The 22479-nt window shown below is 42.3% G+C and carries 12 protein-coding genes; 9 read left to right on the top strand and 3 right to left on the bottom strand.

Features of this window, described 5'->3' with window-relative positions; translation table 11 throughout:
* Positions 1 to 45: 45 nt before the first annotated feature.
* The 5 genes from DW173_RS04520 (at position 46) to DW173_RS04500 (ending at position 8669) form a co-directional block, all read left to right on the top strand.
* Complete coding sequence (locus DW173_RS04520) at positions 46 to 3240, top strand: SusC/RagA family TonB-linked outer membrane protein (protein WP_120143866.1); 3195 nt, start codon at positions 46 to 48, stop codon at positions 3238 to 3240.
* Between the two features lie 27 nt (positions 3241 to 3267).
* Positions 3268 to 5040 (top strand): RagB/SusD family nutrient uptake outer membrane protein, encoded by a 1773-nt coding sequence (locus tag DW173_RS04515; protein ID WP_120143864.1) that lies wholly within the window; start codon positions 3268 to 3270, stop codon positions 5038 to 5040.
* A 30-nt stretch (positions 5041 to 5070) separates the two neighbouring features.
* The gene (locus DW173_RS04510) at positions 5071 to 6183 is read left to right on the top strand and encodes a DUF5017 domain-containing protein (protein ID WP_008023918.1); all 1113 of its coding nucleotides are present in this window, start codon (positions 5071 to 5073) and stop codon (positions 6181 to 6183) included.
* Between the two features lie 227 nt (positions 6184 to 6410).
* Entirely contained in the window at positions 6411 to 7355 is a 945-nt protein-coding gene (locus tag DW173_RS04505; RefSeq protein ID WP_120143863.1) for a tRNA-dihydrouridine synthase family protein, read from the top strand.
* Positions 7356 to 7409: 54 nt separating this feature from the next.
* The gene (locus DW173_RS04500) at positions 7410 to 8669 is read left to right on the top strand and encodes a DcaP family trimeric outer membrane transporter (RefSeq protein WP_120143861.1); all 1260 of its coding nucleotides are present in this window, start codon (positions 7410 to 7412) and stop codon (positions 8667 to 8669) included.
* Between the two features lie 438 nt (positions 8670 to 9107).
* On the opposite strand, the gene DW173_RS04495 is transcribed toward DW173_RS04500, so the two are convergent.
* The 3 genes from DW173_RS04495 to DW173_RS04485 form a co-directional block, all read right to left on the bottom strand.
* Positions 9108 to 12182, bottom strand: coding sequence for a chondroitinase family polysaccharide lyase (locus DW173_RS04495; protein ID WP_120143859.1), 3075 nt, complete (start codon positions 12180 to 12182; stop codon positions 9108 to 9110).
* A gap of 36 nt (positions 12183 to 12218) precedes the next feature.
* A complete protein-coding gene (locus DW173_RS04490) occupies positions 12219 to 12911 on the bottom strand; it encodes a DUF6250 domain-containing protein (protein ID WP_120143858.1) in 693 nt (230 codons plus the stop codon).
* 115 nt (positions 12912 to 13026) lie between these two features.
* Positions 13027 to 14370 (bottom strand): LruC domain-containing protein, encoded by a 1344-nt coding sequence (locus DW173_RS04485; RefSeq protein WP_120143856.1) that lies wholly within the window; start codon positions 14368 to 14370, stop codon positions 13027 to 13029.
* A 325-nt stretch (positions 14371 to 14695) separates the two neighbouring features.
* Here DW173_RS04485 and DW173_RS04480 point away from each other — a divergent pair, with 325 nt between their 5' ends.
* From DW173_RS04480 to DW173_RS04465, 4 genes are read left to right on the top strand one after another with little or no spacing between them, the layout of a single operon-like run.
* The gene (locus tag DW173_RS04480) at positions 14696 to 15868 is read left to right on the top strand and encodes a HEAT repeat domain-containing protein (RefSeq protein WP_004324275.1); all 1173 of its coding nucleotides are present in this window, start codon (positions 14696 to 14698) and stop codon (positions 15866 to 15868) included.
* 5 nt (positions 15869 to 15873) lie between these two features.
* Positions 15874 to 17349, top strand: coding sequence for a glycosyltransferase family 2 protein (locus tag DW173_RS04475; RefSeq protein ID WP_004324274.1), 1476 nt, complete (start codon positions 15874 to 15876; stop codon positions 17347 to 17349).
* 30 nt (positions 17350 to 17379) lie between these two features.
* Entirely contained in the window at positions 17380 to 20346 is a 2967-nt protein-coding gene (locus DW173_RS04470) for a hypothetical protein (RefSeq protein WP_120143855.1), read from the top strand.
* Complete coding sequence (locus DW173_RS04465; protein ID WP_120143853.1) at positions 20321 to 22474, top strand: DUF4838 domain-containing protein; 2154 nt, start codon at positions 20321 to 20323, stop codon at positions 22472 to 22474. The genes DW173_RS04470 and DW173_RS04465 overlap by 26 nt, the downstream gene beginning before the upstream one ends.
* The last annotated feature ends 5 nt before the right edge of the window (positions 22475 to 22479 follow it).

Below are 22479 nucleotides of genomic sequence, written 5' to 3'. Positions count from 1 at the left end.
TATCTTTGCAAACGTAGATTCAATAAATCACTTAATTTTTAATATATGAAAAAACATTTATCCACTCAAACTAGAAAAAGGCTTCTTTCCTCTATCGGACTGATCTTATTTTCTGTTTCTTTTGTACTTGCACAAGTACTTGTTAAAGGTACAGTGAAGGATAACTTAGGAGAAGGAGTGCCGGGAGCCAGTGTTCAGGTAAAAGGTACTTCGCAAGGAACAATCACTGACCTTGATGGTAAATTTGCTTTTAACGTACCCAATAAGAATTCAATATTGGTTATTTCTTTCATTGGTTATGTCACTGTAGAAATGAAGGTGGACACTCAAAAGCCAATGGTCATCACATTAAAGGAAGACACAAAGACGTTGGACGAAGTAGTAGTGGTCGGCTATCAGGAAATACGCAAAAAGGATCTGACGGGTTCTGTTGCCAAAGCCAGTATGGCAGAACTGCTTAGCACTCCGACCGCCTCTTTCGGTGAGACATTGGGCGGACGTATTGCCGGTGTCAATGTAAGTTCGGGCGAAGGTATGCCGGGCGGACAGATGAACATCGTCATCCGTGGTAACAACTCATTGACGCAAGACAACTCTCCTCTTTATGTTATTGATGGTTTCCCGGTGGAGGACCCTTCAGTAGCTGCAGCCATTAACCAAAACGACATCGAGTCACTCGACTTTCTGAAAGATGCCTCCGCTACCGCGATATACGGTGCTCGTGGCGCTAATGGTGTCGTAATGATTACAACCAAGAAAGGAACAATCGGCCAACCTAAAATTAAATATGACGGAAGTTTCGGTATTCAGCATATCACCAAGACTATTCCAATGATGGATGCATACGAATTCGTTGCATTACAGGCAGAACGTAGTCCCAAAGATATGGAAACTACCTACTTCATGAATTATGACGGTAAGAAATGGGGACTGGAAGATTATAGGAATATCCCGCAATATAACTGGCAGGATGAAATCTTCCGCAGCGCATGGATGCAAAGCCATAATGTCAGCCTGACAGGTGGTTCGGAAGGAGTACGCTATAACGCTTCCTTATCTTATTATGACCAGGATGGTATCCTATTGGAATCAAACTATAAACGTATACAAGGCCGTATGGGTACTACCATCCAAAAGAAAAAACTGAAGATATATCTGACTACCAACTATTCAAGTACCACAACTACCGGTGGTTCTCCTTCCCAAAACTCATACAGTGGTATGAATAACCTATTCTATAGTGTATGGGGATATCGTCCTGTGACTGAACCGGACAGACCATTAAGTTCGTTGATGGATAACATCATGGACGATGCGATCAACAATACCAACGACTATCGTTTCAATCCTATCATGTCCTTGAAAAACGAGTATCGCAAGACGTATGCCAACTATATCCAGTTCAACGGATTTGCAGAATATGAATTCATCAAAGGATTGAAGTTGAAGATTTCCGGCGGTTACACGTTCGACACCCGTAAAGGAGAAACATTCAATAATTCAAAGACCCGTTATGGTAATCCCAAATCGGCCGATAAGGTAAATGCTGAAATCTACCACTCTCAACGTGCAACATGGTTGAATGAAAACATTCTTACCTATCAGACAAATATCAAACGGAAACATTTCTTTAACAGCATGGTAGGTGTGACCTTGCAAAACTCCGACTATGAATACTATTCATACAAGACTGTACAGATTCCCAATGAAGCACTCGGCATGGCAGGAATGAGTGAAGGAACCCCCAGCACAACCAAATCGTTAAAGAGCTCCTGGTCAATGCTTTCTTTCCTGGGACGTTTGAATTATAACTATAAATCATTGTATTATGCAACGGTTTCTTTCCGCTCCGACGGTTCTTCCAAGTTCCGCGGTGATAACCGCTTCGGTTACTTCCCTTCTGGTTCATTAGCTTGGGGATTCATGGAGGAAGATTTTATGAAACCACTGAAATCTGTCGTTTCCTCCGGTAAATTGAGAGCAAGCTGGGGATTGACCGGTAACAACCGTGTAGGCGAATATGACACATACGCTTTATATCAGATATTGAAAGAAAAAGTCGGAGACTATATCTCAATCGGTAGCGTTCCGAGTGGTGTATACCCATTCGAAAACAGTCTGACAAGTGTAGGTACAGTGCCCACTTCCTTAAGAAACAGAAAACTGAAATGGGAGACTACCGAACAGTGGAACCTGGGGCTGGACTTGGGCTTCCTTGACGAACGTATCGGAGTGACTGTGGACTGGTATCACAAGACAACTCGTGATTTGTTGCTGAATACTGCACTCCCCACCTCTTCCGGCTACTTCAGTGCCATGAAAAATGTAGGAAAAGTACGCAACCAGGGTATCGAGTTCACATTGAACACTACCAATATCAAAAACCGTAATTTCTCATGGACTACTAACTTCAATATTGCATTTAACAAGAATAAAGTATTAGAATTGGCCGAAAACCAATCCTCCTTGTTGAGTGCAGCCAAGTTCGACCAGAACTACAACTCACAATATAGTTACATCGCCAAGGTGGGTTATCCGATGGGAATGATGTACGGATTCATTTATGAAGGTACATACAAATATGAAGATTTCGATAAAGCGGGTGATACATATACGCTGAAACGCAATGTTCCGTATTTCTCTTCCGAGAGTAATACACAACCGGGTATGCCGAAATACGCAGACTTGAATGGCGACGGTATCATCGACGACAACGACCGCACTATGATCGGTAATGGTATGCCGAAGCATACAGGCGGATTCACCAACAACTTCGAATACAAAGGATTCGACTTGAGTATTTTCTTCCAATGGTCATACGGAAACGATGTTTTGAATGCCAACCGCTTATTCTTCGAAAATAGCAATAAGGCACGCGACTTGAATCAATATGCAAGTTACGCAGACCGCTGGACACCGGAAAATCCGAATAGTAATATTCCGAGAGCTACCGACTCCGGTTCTAACAAAGTGTTTTCTACACGCATTATCGAAGATGGCTCTTTCCTTCGTCTGAAAACCGTATCTTTAGGATATACACTGCCGAAACAACTGACCAAGAAATGGAAGATAGACAATGCACGTGTATTCGTTGCCGGTCAAAATCTATGGACATGTACAGGATATTCCGGTTATGACCCGGAAGTATCGATCCGTGAAGGCGCACTGACTCCGGGACTGGACTTCTCCGCTTATCCGAGAGCCTACTCTATCAGTTTTGGTATAAACTTAGGTTTCTAATCAATCATCCTTCAAACAATTACGTATATGAAAACAATAAAGATAATCATCATATCACTTCTTGTCGGACTTAACCTGACTTCCTGCGATTTCCTGGAGAAAGATCCGACGTACACTACTCCTGAAAACTACTTCAAGAATGAAGCGGACGCAGCCTCATGGCTGACAGGAACTTATGCTATCTTGGGACAAAGTCCGTTTTATGGGAACGAATACTTATACCTTATAGGTGGCGACGATCTGGGACATTATGGTGGTGCCAACCGTGGTCCTAATAAGAGTGGTTTGATCTGTAACAATGCCAATACAAGTGACCCTGCCGTCGCAGCATTATGGTATACGCTATATGCCGGAATCAACAGAGCCAATATTTTCTTGGAGAATATAGATGCTGTGCCCGACATGAACGACGAAACTCGTAAACAGTACAAAGCGGAAGCTCGTTTCTTACGCGCATTTTATTATTTCACTTTGGTAGAAGGTTGGGGAGACGTGCCCTTCAAGACCACTTCTACGGAAGATGCTTTTAACCTCTCCATTCCGCGGACAGACAAACAGACGATTTACGACTTCATCATCAAAGAAATGTATGGTTCTGCCGAGGATCTCAAATCTGCTCAAGATCTGAACTATTTGCCGGGACGTGTTTCCAAATCGGCAGCTTGGGGAATGTTGGCGCGTGTATATATGTTCAGAGCCGGCGAACCTAAACGTGACAAAGAAGTGGGTTTGGCCAACAATACGACTAGTGCTGAGATTACAGAATATTTCAAGAAAGCAAGCTACTATGCACAGTTAGTCAAGAATGAAGGTCATTCACTGACTGCCAAATATTGGGATTTCTTTATCGACATTTGCTCTGATAAGTATAACACTGCTCTCAATAAGGATGGCGCTAAAGCCAATGAAAGTATCTGGGAAGTAGAATTTGCAGGTAATCGTTCTACTGATGTACGTGCAGAAGGCAGAATTGGTAATATCATCGGTATTCCGGGCAAAGACCTTTCTTCCAAATCATCCATTACCGGTAAAGGTGATCCGGGTTACGCATACGCTTTTATCTGGAGTACTCCTAAACTTCTGGAACTATATGAAGCCAATAATGACATTGACCGTTGTAACTGGAATATCGCTCCATTCACATATACCCAATCTGCAGGAGAAGGGACTCCGGTAGATGGTCGTGAATTTGTGAAAGGAAAAAGAGACGAAGTGGAACAACAATATTGGGACAAATCCTTCAGCTATGGTAAAACAAATCCGGGTTCTACTTACGGTGATCGCGAATCGAAGAATGATGCCAATAAGAACCGCAACAGGGCTGCTGCCAAATATCGTAGAGAATATGAAGCAGATAAGAAAAGCAAGAACGATACTTCTATCAACTTCCCTCTTCTCCGCTACTCGGACATTCTGCTAATGATTGCAGAGGCAGAAAATGAAGTCAACCATGGTCCTAATGATCTGGCTTATGAATGTATCAATGCAGTAAGAGAGCGCGCCGGGATCAGTAAACTTCAAGAGAATCTGGATGAAACCAATTTCCGTGAGGCTATCAAAGATGAACGGGCTATGGAACTTTGTTTCGAATATACACGACGCTTCGATCTGATCCGCTGGGGAGACTATTACAAACTGATGCAGGAACAAGTAAGTAAAGCTCAAACTGATGAATCCTGGAAGTTCGGAATCAATGTATATACTTACTTCAATATTCCGAAGTCTTACAACTATTTCCCGATTCCTGCGAATGAAATAGGATCAAACGGTGCTATCAAAACGAATAATCCGGGTTGGTAAATCGCTTATTAACTTTAAAAAGAAAAGGATATGAAAACAATATATAAAAGTTTGATGACTATCGCTTTTGCCGGACTGTGTCTCGCTTCATGCGACAAGGAATTAAAAGAAGAAACAGCAATGGAAGTGGGTGTGGTGACAGACAACAATGTCAGCTTTAACGGTAACACTGTAACTGTCAAAAAAGGCAGTCCGGTAACGTTCAGCTTTAATGGAGACCCTGACTTTATCACTTTCTTCAGTGGAGAAATAGGTCATGAATACAAACATCGGAACCGTACAGAAATGAAAGTAGAGGATATTGAAAAGTGTGAACTTAGTTTCCGCATTTGGTATAGATATGGAAACGCAAGCACAATTAAAGGCTCTACTCATGTACTCGTTTCCGACCAATTTAATGGCATAAACGGCAGTAATGTAGATCAAGATAAACAAACTGTAGAAAACTGTGAATGGACAGAGGTATTTGCACAGGAAGAACTTCCAACCAAACCGAACAGCACTAGCGAGACAGCAGAATCCAGCAAAACTTTTACATTCGAATTATCTTCTTATCTTGCTAAAGAAATAACAATAGCGGTTCACTATAACCCCATTGATAACTCAAATACAATGCCACAGCTCAACATCATGGATATGAATATTGACTTGATGTTCACAAACGGCAAAGGGAATACGGTTAATGCAAAAGATTTCGGTTTCTCACCGCTAAATCTCGTATATGATTTAACGAAGCTAAATGACAGTCACAAAAAAGTTCTTAAGAAGGCATTGGGAAATGAGAAAATGCCGGATGAGGACCTAAACAGTGAAGAGAACATAAAAAAATATCCATATTTGCTTGTTGACGGACAAATCCCTGACTTCTGGAGTACCACCACACCTACCAGAATACAAATCGCAGGAGGAAGTAAAGGAACAACAAAAGCAGACACTTGGCTTATCTCGGCTCCCGTCTTGCTGGGTACTTGCTATCCGGATGCAGGACAAAGCATCAAGAATATCTCGCAAACATTAGAGATATACTCACATACCTACGAAGAAGCCGGGACATACACCGCTACCTTCGTAGCCAACAATGCAAACTACGTCCATCAAGGTGGTCAAGTAGTACGTGAACTGACTATAAACGTTGTAGAATAATAGTATATCCCCCAATTTTTCTAACCTTCAATCATAGAAAACGTTTATAAAAATCAGACTTTAATCAATTTAACATTAAAAAGAGAGGGTCCGCGAGGTTCCTCTCTTTTACTTTTACCATATCTTTTCACCTTCTTCCCTTTCTTCTCCTCCGAAAAAATATTTTTCTTTACTCAACTAGCGTATAAATCAACATTTATATATAAGTTTGCACAAAAATAAAAACAATGCAAAAGACTCTTCCTATTCATTTTGCCCCATTACAAGGTTACACCGACGTGATTTACCGTAATGCTCATGCGGCCTGCTTTGGAGGTATAGACGCTTATTACACTCCATTTGTACGACTTGAGAAAGGCACCTTCCGCCATAGAGACGTCCGAGGAATCGAACCCGGGAATAATCAGGTTCCGCATCTGATTCCCCAATTGATAGCCCCTACTGCTGAAAAGGCAGAAAAGATTTTATCCCTATTCATTGAAAAGGGATATAAGGAAGCCGATATTAATATGGGATGTCCTTTTCCCATATTAGCCAAACGCCACAATGGCTCCGGTATTCTTCCCTATCCCGAAGAAGTGCAAGCGTTACTTAGCCTGATTACGAAATATCCGCAAATAAGCTTCTCCATCAAGATGAGACTTGGTTGGGAAGATCCGGAAGAATGTCTCAAACTGGCTCCGATTATCAACGAGTTACCTTTACGACAAGTCGTTATGCATCCACGCCTAGGAAAACAACAATATAAAGGAGAAGTTGATCTTAAAGCATTCGAGGCTTTTCAGCATGTATGTAAACACCCGCTCATTTATAATGGGGACATTAACCATATAGAAGATATTCACCGTATTCAGGAACAATTTCCCAGATTAGCCGGAATGATGATAGGACGAGGATTGCTCGCTAACCCGGCGCTAGCATGGGAGTATCAGCAAAACCGCACACTTGAATTCGATGAAATGAAAGAAAAAATACAATCTATGCACACATACGTATACGAGGAATATATAGAACAGCTAAAAGGAGGAGACTTGCAGATTTTGAACAAGATGAAAGCTTTTTGGGAATACCTACTACCAAATGCAGACAGGAAATTATTGAAAGCTATTCATAAAAGCACCAACCTCCACAAATATACTCAAGCAGTTCATGCCTTTTTTAACCAACGATAGATTAATTGCCAGTAATTTTGTGTAATTTTGCGCCCGTTTATAAACAAGCACATTATGAAAAAGTACATTCTCTTATTTCTTTGCCTGATAATCGTATCGGGCAGTTTCGCACAAATGCAGGATTTCAAGTTCAAATTCTACGGACAAATCCGTACTGACTTTTATTATAATAGTCGTGCTAATGAAGAGACCGTAGACGGATTGTTTTATATGTATCCGAAAGATAAGGTACGTGATCCGGATGGGAATGATTTGAACTCAACGCCCAACAGCAATTTCTATACCTTGTATTCACGTCTCGGAGTAGACATTGCCGGTCCGAAGCTGGGGACGGCCAAGACATCTGCCAAAGTAGAGGTTGACTTCCGTGGTACAGGTACCTCTTATTCGGTCATTCGACTTCGCCATGCTTATTTGAATCTGGATTGGGGAAAATCGGCTGTATTGCTCGGGCAGACTTGGCATCCGTTATTTGGAGATGTGTCTCCACAGATTCTTAATCTCTCCGTAGGAGCACCGTTCCAACCATTTAGTCGTGCACCTCAAATTCGTTATCGCTATACAAACAAGAATTTCCAACTTACCGGAGCAGCAGTATGGCAATCACAATACACTTCACAAGGTATCAATCCTGACAAACCGAAAGAGAGTAAAAAAAGTCATGAATACTTAAAGAATGGTTGCATCCCGGAGATATATGTAGGAGCTGACTACAAGAAAGACGGCTTATTGGCAGGTGTCGGCATTGAATTATTATCATTAAAGCCACGCATACATGCTTGGGGAGCGAACGGAGATCAATATAAAATAAACGAACGCATAACTACCCTTTCTTACGAGGCCCATGCGAAATATACTCATAAAGCCTGGTTCATTGCCGCAAAAAGTGTATTAGGTTCCAATCTTACACAAGCCTCCGGATTAGGCGGATTCGGCATTAAGTCAGTTGACGAGCACACCGGAGAACAAAAATATACTCCCATACGTTTCTCCAGCTCTTGGTTGAATGTTGTCTACGGAAAGAAATGGAAACCTGGAATTTTTGTAGGTTATGCTAAGAATTTGGGAACAAGCGATGCACTATATGCTCCAGATGGAACTGACGCTCAAGTGTATGGAACGGGAACAAACCTCGATCAGTTAGTAACAGCAGGGGCAGAACTGACCTACAATGTTCCCCACTGGAAATTCGGTTTGGAATATACCTTAAGCTCTGCATGGTATGGTTCACTCAATGCCTCCAACGGAAAAATCAGAGATACTCATGCCGTATGCAACAACCGCATTGTTGCTGTTGCCATGTTCATGTTCTAATCTCTCTCTACACAATTCTTTTGATTATATATCTGTCACCTGTCACCGATTACTACCTAATGATTTGATTATAAACGATTAGCATTGTGACAGCAATCGGTGACAGCATTGTGATGACAATATTGCTGTCACCGAAAACAGCAAACTACATTTCATTAATCGGAGACATTCATTACGGGAGCCCCAACAGTCATATTTACTTCACTTATATACAACCTTTGTTTCATTACGGGAAACGATTAGTTCACACCGAGAAACCAATCGTTTCGCTATTTGAAACTTTTGGTTTCCTTACTTGAAACTAGAGTTTCATACGCTTGAAACCAAAGTTTCCCTTTGTAGAAACTAAAGTTTCTGCGGCTAGAAACAACAGTTTCAAAGCTTTGGAAACCACGCTTATACAAAGGGAAACAAAACATTTTCTGACTGCCTGACTTCTTATCTCTTTAGTTCCACTTCAAAGCTAGCACCATCTTTGCAACTGAATTGCAAGATTGTTTGCTTTTCATTGGAGGAGACTACCGTACAATAGGGAGTTTCTTCCACATTCCATCGGCCTTTTATGGTCACAGTCAACGGTATTTCACTACTTCCATTATTAACCCACGGACGAGAGTAGATACTACGTTCAATCCGCTTCCCGTCTTTGTCAAACGCTTCGTCACTTGGACCGCGATACAAAGCCAAATCAGGTTGTGCTACCGTCAGTTTAATCTTATCAGCAGATTCTTTATGAGTCATAACCAGGCAGGAAGTATCCACACGCTGCAACAGACCACCCGGCAACGTTGTTTCAGGAGTTTCAAACAATACATAAGAAACAATCTGCTCGGAAGCGGACGCTACAATATGCGCCTTCCGGTCTTGCTGCAATACTTTATAAGTTGGCTTTTTCGCAAACTTCTTCATCGCGGTTTCATTCGTTTGAGGCAAAACAGCATATTCATACCTTCCGTTTTTCGGCGCCTTTCCATGATCTACTACCAAAGAAACCCAATCACCCTTTGTTTCCTTTCCCGTATTCTGCATTCGCGAATGTTGAGGGAAGTTTTTCTCAAACCGAATGGCTGTCGGAACATAATAACCTGTTCCCAAATGATCTACCCATACTTTCTTATCTTCCTGATAATTTTTCCAATAGTCATGTCCCGCCTTATCTGTGACTGCCAATTGGAAGATAGTCGTTTCAGTGGGGAATTCCGTATCTGCATTTTCAATATCCGATCCAAGGCAGACAATCATTCCATCGATGAAATGGTAAGATTTACGTGCCCGGTGCGATCCGTTATACTTGTCGTGCTCGTGCAGCTTCATTCCGAAGTTACCATTCACCTTCTGTTGAGACAATCCTCCTGCAAAAGCTTCATCTGAATAAAGCATTTCTTCCATTCCCGAATAACGGTCTACATTGAGCACTTTAGCCTGCAATTGTTCCAATGGCAAATGAATAGATGTGACTCCCGGGATACGGTTCCAGTCAAAACCTTCCTGCTGCCAACCACTAGTGGCCGGAGTCACTGTCTGCCCAGGTGCAGCAGTCAATATCTGCAAACTGCCGTGTGCCAGATAGCGACCATATAAATTCGCTCCCAAATAATGTTCAGCCGCCCATAAATAACGGGAATGTCCACGGGCCACGGCAGACCAGTTACTGCGACGTTGAACAGAGATACAACCATAGCCCATTGCTATATTCCCCTGTGGGTCCGGTTCCGGACGGAAACCTTTCTCTATCAGAAGCTTTGCCGCTTTGCGTTCTTCAGCATTTGAAACTTTGGGCATATATTCGGGAGCATCATTCTCAACGCCCGAATTTGAAATCAAACGAAGATAAGAAGAAGCCATTTCACTATCATATTCCGCCTTTCCATCGGGAGAACCGGCTAAAGCCATCATGGCAAAATGCATAGGAACCAGTTTACCTTTTCCATCCGGATGACGACCGGACATAGAAAGAGGGAAATTCAGTTTATTGCAATAAAAGCGCATGGTCAGCAATACATTCTTCACCGTTTCATGAGCCAACTTGGAAACAGCAAATTCCGTCCGGCTAAGAAGATAAATCATGTTTGTTGCCCCATCCAGTCCGCCTACGGCATAAGCCGGATAGTTATTGCGATGATGGAAAGCACCTCCGTCCACTTTAAATGAACCGGACAGCCCCAGTGCAGGACGGCAACCATAATCAATCCAACGAGAGAAAGACCGTAAGTATTGCAGTTTCTCCGGTGTATCTTCCATCATTAGAATACTGGCAATACGCCCTGTGGTCTGTGTATTGAAAGAGTCCATATCAATTCCGTCAACTTCCGGTTTGGGATACACCTCGTTAGTAATCGCATACCAGCGTAATGTCCGTTCGGCTTCTTGGAGTTTGCCTGCTTCCCTAAGCACATCTTTCATCAAGAAATATGCCAGGTACAGGCCGCGAACACTATACCCGTAATGATGGATATTTCCCCAACAACTACCATAAGCAACGCCCTGATCGGTTATGTGATCGTACATTGCTAAAAACTTCTTCTTCATTTCTTCCCGAATCACCGGTTTCGCCGTACTATTATTATATGCAACAGCTATTTTTTTCATCAGATCGAAGTAAGCACGCATTTCCACACCCATCTTAGTGAGCATATCCTTGTTCCAATCCGGAATGATTCGTTCATAAGCTTCGGCGGCACGTACCATATAGATAGGTATTCCCGAAACCTGACCATTTTTGTAAGTGATCTGATAGAAATCATATTTCTTGCGAATATTCTCAACCTCTTTATCTGTGATCTTGCCTTGCGTGTAGATCATATCACGAAAACGCTTCTCTAACAGTTGCATCTCTTCCCGTTGCTTGTCGCCTACAGGAGTTAGTTCAATATCCGGTTTTAAAAGAGAATGTTTATAAATCACCAGCCAATGATTGGTCGTTCCTTTATTCACAAAAGGCACCTGCAAATCGGCTGTTTGTTGACGTGCGTCTACTTTAGTGGATGTAATTAAATGGTCGATGAAAAGACGACCTTTTGAATTTGGAGCTACAATACTAAGTTCATTCATCCCTTCCTCCGGTGTGCCTTGCATATCCCTCTCATAGCAGACCCATGCGGCACGCCAGCCAGTGAAATTGATACCAAAAGGAAAAGAAGTACATTTTTTACCGTCTTTCAAAAACTCAAATTCGATGGTTGCATCTTGGGGTTCTTCATTGTAAACCCACACAATAAAAGCTGAAAGGTATAAATCCTTGCCAGTCGGATCTTTCTTTTCAAACTTCAAGTCTTTTTTAAGTTCCAATACACCACCTGGTTCAAATGTCCATTCCAACGAATGTTTTCCGTCTTTATAATGCACATCGGATACTGACAGTTGAGAATGAGTGCTGGATATACAATCCGGAATTTGTGGTTCTTCAAAAGAAAACATCCGCTCATCTGTTACGACTTGCGCATGAAGGAATGTTGAACACAAAAGAGAAAATAGAGTTGTCACTCCAAATTTAATAAAAAGTTGTTTCATCATGGATATATCGTCTTATTAGGTTTTTCAGTATATAAGTCAGAGAGTAGTCACTTTAAAATCTGTAAACAGGACATGATTCTGCAAGAGACGAAGACCGAAGTGTCCGTCACCTTCGCCGCCTGTAAGAACATAGCGGAACAGTTCTTCACCATTCACAGAATAAGTCGTGATTCCTTTTTCCACTCTAATCCGAATCTGATACCACTGATTGGGAACAAGCAAGTGAGAGGCATCAGTATATTCTTTCAATAAGGGTTTCACCTTGTCATCTGCTACTCCATAATATTCTCCTCTGTAACGACGGAAACGAGTCGTCGAGTTATCATTTCCCCCGTATCCAACGTAGAAAAGGTTTAATGTGTTGTAGTTTTTAAAGATGCCGTCGCGCCACTGACTACGAGTGAAAAGATCATCTGGGTATTTAGGGTCATTGGCAGCCCAAAAACAATTCAAGTCACTCAAACGATCGTACTTCCCTCCTTGCATCACCATACAAGTGCGGTAACTAACCTCATAATTCCCCGTCAATCGCTGCTGATACCACATAGTCAATCCATCCGGCACGATCAATTCTAATGTATCTGTACGTTCTATCACCTGCAAGGCATGGGATGCATCTTCTATCTTCCATTGTTGTGCAAACGCATTTTCGCATTGTGCAAACAGCACTACACTATCCAAGAGAAATAAAGTAATCAAACTGTAGCTAATAAAAAATCGCTTCGTCATTACGGTATTAGTTTAAAGATAATTCTTCCGGATACAAAGAAACCCCTCTTTTCGAAAAAAGAGGGGCTCAAATTGTACAAAATATCTCAAATAATGTATTGACCGGGAATTTGTATTACCAAGCCTCTACCACTTTTTCAGCAGCCGGATGCAAATACCAATCCTTGTTATCAACTCCATTGCTAGTCACCCAAGCACGGAATTCAGGATAAGCGTCATCAAAAAGCACCTTTTCATAAGCATGTTTTACGCCAACAGGAACTTTAATTCCCCAAACAAAACCATTCTTATTACAATATGGAACACCTTCCATCATTTCACCGGCCGAATCAGCTTCGTAATTAGTATAAAGATAAGAAGGTCTATAGCCTTTCATGTGAATCTCTTTATTCGTATTTGTCACAATAAAGAAGTTCTGATTATGAGTATCAGTAATAAGAGCACGATAAGCTTTCAATTGATCCAAATCTTCAGTAAGACTAGTACGAACCTTAGCTCCCAAAATAATTTCTGCACGTAACATGCCTTGTCCCGGATTTATAAAACCTTTTGTAGTCTGGAAGAAATTAGTATTATCACCCAAAGCACTCAAACCATCCATTATGATAACCGGGCTACCGTGTTCCGTGTCTACCGTAACTTTACAAAATTGCGATTTTCCAAAGAGTTGCTGTTGAGGCATTTCTGCTTTCATTTCCCCAGTAGCAAGTTCGGTTTCTTTTCCTTGTCCTTCTTTCAAAAGAATACGGGTCGCAACAGTCTCTATATACTTTTTATCCAAGCCGCCTAATACTACACCTAATTTAATAGGATATCGACCGCCTTTGGCACGAATATCCAAAGTCAACTTCAATCCTTCTTTATATCCCTGACCAGCTTCAAGCCATTTTTCAGCCTGACATTCGGTTACTTTCAAATCGTACTCAAAAACAACATCGTTCAAATCATTGTCTTGACCTGGTTCAATCGGCCAATTGTCTTCAAACATAGCAACGCCTGTATTATGATAGAAAAACCATCCATCATCTTCTTCACTAGTTACCGCCACCGCATCTTCAGGTACAGTTATTGCTACAGTCTCGCCACTCCGAGTCACGCTATTTATCGGAAATGATGCTGTTTTATCTGTTCCATCAGAATACTTCAAATAAATATTAGCACAGTGAATAGGCACATTCAATTCCAAGTCTTTCTCTCCATCAACAAGCAGGCCACTCACCAACAAACTTCTTTCCTGATTTTCTGAATCCCAATACAAATCAACCGCTACAGGCTTACTTGAATAAACTTTAGCAGAGACAGTACGACTAGTTGCAAAATCAAACCCTGCCGGAATAACATACTGCGGGGAATCATCTCCTCCTCCATTATCCACTATTCCTTCTTCATTGTTACTGTCTGTACAAGCAACAACCAACATCGTCCCCATGAGGACGTACATCAAACTTTTAATCTTCATTTTAATCTAATTTTTAAATTTATTGTTTGTTTCAGTTTCCTATGAAAGCTCTACCTTATCGCACCCATATCCGAGCTCTATATGTTAACTTATCAAAAATATATTTAACGCTTAATGGCTTTTTACCTGCCTTTATTTGTAATTTCAATCCTTTCCATCGAAAATAATCACAAGAGCTCAAATATCGCTCAAAAGCCCTGTTCATGAACAATGGATAATATATACAAGTTATTTATTATATTTGCATTAGACAGAACATTCAATACAACAAATATAGAACTTTTGTTTTGAATATACAAGTTTTATAGATTAAATATCAAGGGAAATGGATCAAGTACTGTATGGTATAGATTACATAGAATATTATTTCTATTGGATATATTACAAGTTTATTGGCTATCCTTTAATCATAAGAATATGCTCAATTGCTGTAATGTTTTGTATTATTGCGTACTTGTTTCTCCTATTCCATATTATATATGGTATATTCAAAAGGCGGAAAGAGAAGCGAAGATACAACAAAGCTTTCGACAAATATTACGAGGAAATGAAATCTATCTCGCTAGATTCCAACACATTGAGTGAAGAGGAAATCGCAGACAGATTACAGTATGATACGAAAAAACGTCCCAAGCCTAATGAATTACGTATTATCACTCAACTATTAACAGAAATCAAGAGTGTACACGAAGATGAGATTAACGAACTAAACTATCAAACGATTCAAACCGTATTCCAGATCACGCGTTTCCTTGAACGCGAACTTCAATTCGGCTCCAAAAGAGCAAAGATACAAGCGCTGAAACTTATTCAATCCATCAACGGATATGCCTCTGAAGCGGTATTGGTGCGCTTCCTCTATCATCGTGAAATAGAATTGAGGAACTCTGCACGCTACACTTATATGTGGCTAAGCCAGGGAGATCCGTTCCGTTTCTTCGACGAAGACATCGGCATGAAGTTGAGACAATGGGATATGATGGAATTGCATGCCATCTTGGAACACCGCAAGAAGGTGGGATATAACACACCGAGCTTTATAAAATGGGTGAATACTTCGGCCGAAGAGAATGTTAAGATATTCTTTATCAACGAAATCCGGTTATATAATGAAACCGATAGTGCTCCCATTCTGGCTAAACAAATCAACGCACGCTCTACCGAAATCCGGGGCGAAGCGATCAGAACTTTAGGAAAGCTAAAATATAAAGAGATCGAGCCCAAGCTGATTGAAATGTATCATGTGCAACCGGAAGAAGTCAAGCGACAAATCATTTCGGCTGTTGCAGACCTGAAAACAGATAAGGCATTAGGATTTCTTTACAATGCTTATGATGAAGCAGACAACTGGGGGACAAAACGTATCATCCTGAAAGCCCTCTATGAATACAGTTCAATGGGAAGAAAAACATTCGATCAATTGGAGAGAAAAGCAGATTCCCACACAGCTATATTGTTTGCCCATACCAAGCATCCGTTAATCAACCAGTTAATTTAGAGAATATGAGAGATATAATATTTACATTCTTCAATTATTTCGTATTCTTTTATACGAGTATGCTGGCGATATTCTTCGTCACATTCGCCTTCCTCTCTTTCATTTCTCTGAAACGGAGAAAAGATTACTATGTGGAAAGCTATATGCGGAAAACAATTAAGGAATCTCCCTATACACCGGGTATTTCGGTAATTGCCCCTGCTTTCAATGAAGAAAAGACAATCATTGATAACGTGAACTCTATGCTTGCATTGGAATACCCGCTTTTCGAGGTGGTGATTGTAAATGACGGAAGCACGGACAGTACGTTGAAGAAGATGATTGAACATTACGAACTGATAGAAGTGCCCTATGCCTATATTGAGCGAATCAAAACCAAACCGTTCAGAAGACTCTTCAAATCTACCAGTCCGAAATACAGTCGACTCATCGTTGTAGACAAAGAGAATGGAGGAACCAAAGCGGATGCATCCAATGCAGGTATCAATGTTTCTTCATATCCTTATTTCATCTGTACGGACGTAGACTGTATCTTAGAGAAATATGCTCTTTACCGCTGTATATCGCCCATTATATCTTCCGATAAACAGGTAATCGCAGTCAGCGGAACGATGTTGATGGCAAACGGATGCGTAGTGAAAGACGGGCAGATAGTAGACGTGAGAACTCCGCGTACTCCGATTCCGCTTTTCCAGAACCTCGAATACATGCGTTCCTACCTGATTGGTAAAATGGGATGGTCTGCAATCAATGGTATGCCGAATGTTTCCGGTGGATTCGGTCTTTTCGACCGTTCCGTAGCCATTGCAGCCGGAGGATATGACGGTACTTCCTTTGCAGAAGATATGGACCTCATTACCCGCATGGTAGGATATATGTGCGACTTCTCCCGTCCTTATAAGATTATTCAGATTCCTGATACTTGCTGTTGGACGGAAGGACCTCCCAACTTGGCGATGCTTTACCGTCAACGTACCCGTTGGGCACGAGGATTGTTCCAGACACTTAGTATCCACCATAAGATGATCTTCAAAAAAACATATAAACAGATGGGATTGCTGACTCTGCCTTATATGTTCGTATTTGAGTTTCTGGCACCCATCATCGAGCTTACCGGTTTGATCGTATTTATCTATCTGGCCTTTACAGGAGCGGTCAACTGGAATACGGCGTGGATGATTTACCTGACGATCTATACGTTCTGCCAGTTCCTTTCCATCGTCGTTATTACCTACGACTATTACGTCGGGATGCTTTATAAAAGAGGATACGAATATCTGTGGATTATCATAGCGTCCATATTGGAGCCCATCTTCTATCATCCCATCATCACTTTCTGTTCATTGAGAGGATACCTTAGCTATCTGACCAATAGAGACTTCAAGTGGAAGAATATGGAGCGTAAAGGATTCAAGCAGAAAGAAGAAAATACGGATGATGCTGAAACAGCGGCTATGAAGCCTGAACCGGCAACGATTTAAACAAGAAAGAAAGATTAAAGACAAGATAGAATGAACAGAGAATTTCTCCATAAGATCACCTTATTAGGTTGTCTGTTTTTGCTGATAACCTCTTCCTCCGGAACCGATAATGGATTCCAGACGCCGGAGCAATATGCCCAGATTGTGCAGGAGCATTTTGCGAACGAGGAATGGGAAGCAGGGAAAGAGCTGTTGGAGGAGGGCCTTCAGAAATACCCGAATGTTTCTGACCTTGAATGGCTCATGGGCAAATACTGGTTTCACGAAAAGAATTATGACCAGTCGCGTTATCATCTTGTTAAAGCAATAGACGACAATTATAACAACGTCAATGCCAAACACCTGCTGGTAGACGTGGAAGATATTACCGAAAACTACTCCAGTGCCATTTGCTACGTTAATGAGTTGCTGGAAGTGAATCCGTATTGGAGAGGCTTATGGCGAAGGAAGATTGAACTATACCGCAAGCAGAACAACGATGTGGAAGCGGATCGCCTGTTGAAACGAATCAATCAGATTTACCCGAACGATACCATTCTAAGGAAGGATTACATCTACAGCATGGAAGTAGGCTACCAACAAATGAAAAAAGGCGGTAACCGGAAAGAAGCGATCGAGAGACTGACGGAGCTAATCAAAGTATCTCCTCAAAACGAAGAATATTACCTGGACATCATCAACCTGCATTTACAGGAAGGAAACCGGGAAGCAGCTCTAGGCTGGTCATCCAACGGTTTGGCTGCCATACCGGGAAGTGGTGCCCTCATCGTCAAAAGGGCAAGTATCCTCAGTGAATTGGCGCGTTATCCGGAAGCACTGGCATTTATACGCGAGCAAATGAAGAGAAACAATAGTCCTGCCATACGGCGTATGTACAACGACTTATTGATGGAAGCTGCCCGTGCAGAGAAACAGCGGGACCCTTATGTATTATATGGCATGGCCTACGAAGGAGGCAACAAGAACAAGGAAGCATTAGACTATTTATTGAACACTTCCGTCACCCGCGGATATACCGACGATGCCCTCTTCTATATCAGAGAGGCTAAGAAACAATATGGCAACAATGACAAAGGAATTCTCTATAAAGAATATATGCTTTATCGCCAGATGAATGAGGATGATCTTGCCTATTCAACGCTGAAAAAGATGTACGAGATGTATCCTGATGATTATGACATTACGCTTGCCATGAGCGCACAGCACATGAAGAAAGCCGAAAAGCTGATGGAACTCGGTCTGTATGCGGAAGCATTGCCGCACGTATTGTTTGTATCTCAAAAACATGTAGACAACGACGTGAACGGTGCCGCATGGGAAAAAGCCTTGAGTTGCTATATCAATATGAAACGTTACAATGAAGCACTTGCCACATTGGATACCATCACCCTTCACTTCCCGGATTACGAGAATGGTACGTTGAAAAGGGCCTTTATTCTCGATAAAATGGACAAAACCGAAGAGGCTTTGCAACTATACTTGTCTGCAATCGAGCAGAGCGACGAGGATATGCGTATCTTCTACGTCATCGGATACGAGGAACTGGCAGTGCCCTACATCAAAAAGTGCATGGAAGCCGGAGCTACGAAGAAAGCATACGAAGAAGCCATCAAACTGGTCAGCCTGAATCCATCGAGCGATCTTGGATTACGGTATGCCATTAACTCGTCCGGTTTACTCGGAAAATACGATGAATTCGAGAAATATACAGCGCAAGGAATCAATTACTATCCTGAAGAACCGTTCTATCAGGCAAAGAGGGCTACTGTCCTTGAACGCGACAAGAGATACGAAGCTTCTTTGGAATTCCTGAAACCGATACTCAATAAATACCCGAGCAACAAAGAGATTATAGGCGCATTCTCACAAAGCAGCGAATATCGTGCCCTGCAACTGACAAAGGCGAAAGAACCCGAAAAAGCTCTCGCTGTTCTTGATACAGCTTTGCTTTACGACAGCCAGAACAAGTCTTTAAAATACACCAAAGGCGTGGTATATGAAGCCAACAGACAAGCGGATTCAGCCTATTATTATCAAAAGTATTACGAGCCTTCCATCATGGAATACCGCTCTTTCCAACGGCACTTATCGGGCCTTAGAAGCATGATGCTCAAGAATGAGATCGCTTTGACCTACCTGCGTGCACGCTACGGAGAAGAAGACATCATTACCTCCGTTGCCACCGCCGAATACACCCGAAAAGGCCAGAAGAACAGCTACACGGGACGTCTCAACTATGCAGGACGAAGCGGCTCGACAAGCGACAGCATGGAGGCTGAAGAACAGACACCGGGAGGGGTCGGCATCCAGGTACAGGGAGAATGGACGCATCACTTCTCACCGAAGTGGAGCACTACGGTCAATGCCGCTTTTGCTACCAAATACTTCCCGGATATTACCGCCGATGTTGCCATACGGCATTATCTCAAGAATGACTGGGAAATAGGAGCACATGTGGGATACAGACGTGTAGCTGCCTATACGAAACGTTATGAATGGAACGACGAATTCTTTGCAGGAGGCACCGGAGATAACGGTTATCTATTTACCGGCTGGAATGAGTCAAAGACCAACCTGCTCACCGTAGGCGGAGAATTAGCCAAAACGATCGAAGTCGTTCGCCTCAACACGAAGATAGATATGCATTTCTTCAATTCCAACTTCTACTACAATGCACAGATTGGTGCCAAATACTTCCCGGCTAATGACGGAAAGACGAATATCAACGCCATGGCAAGTATCGGATCGGCCCCGGAAACGGCTGTATTGGATTACGCGCTGCCCGGCTCTTTCTCACACACCAATACAATGGTAGGACTGGGAGGCCAATACATGGTCAGTCCTAATATTACCATAGGTCTGATGGGTACTTGGAATACCTATTATAACCAGACCAACACCGTGCGAGGGAGCAGTCCGCTCAACCCGATAGAATCCATATCGACACGCTATAAAAACTTATATAACATCTATGCACAAGTCTATATTTCATTCTGACACGCTTTGCCCCATATTGGCAGGAATGATATGTATTTGCTGCCTTTTATCCGGCTGCCGCATGCAGGCACGCACAGAGATGTTCCCATCTAAAGAAGGATACCTCATCACAATCGGCGAAGATCCGACGGACAGAGATACCCGATGGGCCAAATACCTGTACGAGCACCTCAAGAAACGTGCAAACGACGATGAAATGGTCGCTTTCGGTGTCTCCGAGATGGATATGTGGCGTATCATCATACAGATAGACCCGACATTGCAGAGAGGATTCAAAGTAGCCTGCAAAGGTTCGGATATCAGACTGACCGCAAGTGACGACAAACAAATGTTATGGCTGCAATACCAACTGATAAAGAAGATCAGCAAAGAAGACCCGCGTATAGACGGTTCGGATCTTCCTCCCGCCCTTATCAATCTCAACGATACTTGCGGAGCTTTTGCATTTGACTATCAAAGTATTTATTCTCCATACGGCCTGAACGCCGATCATACAGGCGTTATCGGCCTGAACAACTTTGACGACAGCTGGGGAATATGGGGACACAACCTGCGAAAAGTACTGGGAAAAGATGCAGAGAAAGTATATGCCACCATTCACGGGAAAACAGATGACTCACAACTGTGTTTCTCTTCCGAGGACATGTATCGCCAGATAGAAAATTACATCGTAGATAACTTCGGTGAAAAGGGGAATTTCCGTTTTGTAATCGCACCGGATGATACTCCGTACGCCTGTACGTGTGCCACCTGCACCGCATTGGGAAATACAGAGAAGAACGCAACTCCCGCCGTTACGGAACTGATCCTCCGCCTGTCGCAGCGTTTTCCCAAACACACGTTCTTTACGACTTCCTACCTGACCACGCAACAAGTCACAGACAAGCAACTTCTGCCTAACGTCGGGGTAATTGTCAGCGCTATCGACTACCCGCTCCGCCGGACAGACGGCAAGGACGAGCAAGACAAGAAATTTGCGGAACAACTCGACAACTGGAAGAAAGTAACGAACAACATCTATATATGGGACTATATCAACAACTTCGACGACTACCTCACTCCTTTCCCCATATTAAAGATAGCCCAGCAAAGACTCCAACTTTTCAAACAACACGGAGCCAGCGGCATATTCTTCAACGGAAGCGGTTACAGCTATTCTTCTTTCGATGAAATGAGGACTTTTGTATTATCAGCCCTTCTTATCAACCCGGAACTTCCGGTTGATGAATTAATTAAAAGCTATTTTAATCAGGAATACCCGGTATCCAAAAAATGGCTGTACGATTACTACACAGAGCTAGAAAACAACGCCCAATCCGGAAAGCGGCTCGGACTTTACGCCGGTATCAGAGAATCGGAAAAAGGATTCCTCTATCCGGAGAAGTTTATCAAATTCTATGATGAAATGGGAGATTTTGTATCCGAAGCAAAAGGGAAAGAGCGCAAAAAGCTGCACGAGCTTCAGACCGCTTTGTCTTTCACGCGCATGGAATTAGCACGTGACCACGGTTTCGACGCTTACGGATATGCCAAGCGAAATGGAAAGGATATTCAACCGCTTCCCCAAGCTCGTAAATGGATCACCCAGCTCAAAGAACATCAAGCATTTGCCGGAATGGAATATTACAATGAGTCAGCTTATGAGATTGACTATTATATAAAGGAATGGGAACAATATATACTTGCTTCCGACATAAAGAAAAGTTTGTTTCTGGGAATGAATCCTTCCACAACCCCTAAACTGAATAAAAATGATTCAAAGAAACTGACCGACGGCACTCACGGTTTACCCGGAGACTATCATTGCGGTTGGGTTATCATTCCGGGAGAAGAATGTACCATCGACCTGCCGGTTAAAGGACTCAATGCATCAGGAACATTCTATATCAGTTCTCTGAATCTTCCCCGCCACCGCATCTATGCGCCACAGCAGATTCAACTGTTGAAAGACGGAGTAGCCTATAAAACAATAGATTTGAAACCGGAAGACTCCCCAGAAAAAGGAGAAATGATGAAAGCCACTGTTCCGGCAGACCTGAACGGAACAGAACAATTAAGCATAAAAATCAGTTGTTTAAAGAAACCGGGAACGCAAATGGGTATCGATGAAATTGCATTCATCCCTTAGATGCT

The organism is Bacteroides sp. AM16-13, assembly GCF_003602705.1.
GTDB lineage: Bacteria > Bacteroidota > Bacteroidia > Bacteroidales > Bacteroidaceae > Bacteroides > Bacteroides xylanisolvens.
The sequence above is the reverse complement of the archived record's forward strand: the minus strand, read 5'-3'. Positions and strand labels throughout refer to the sequence as shown.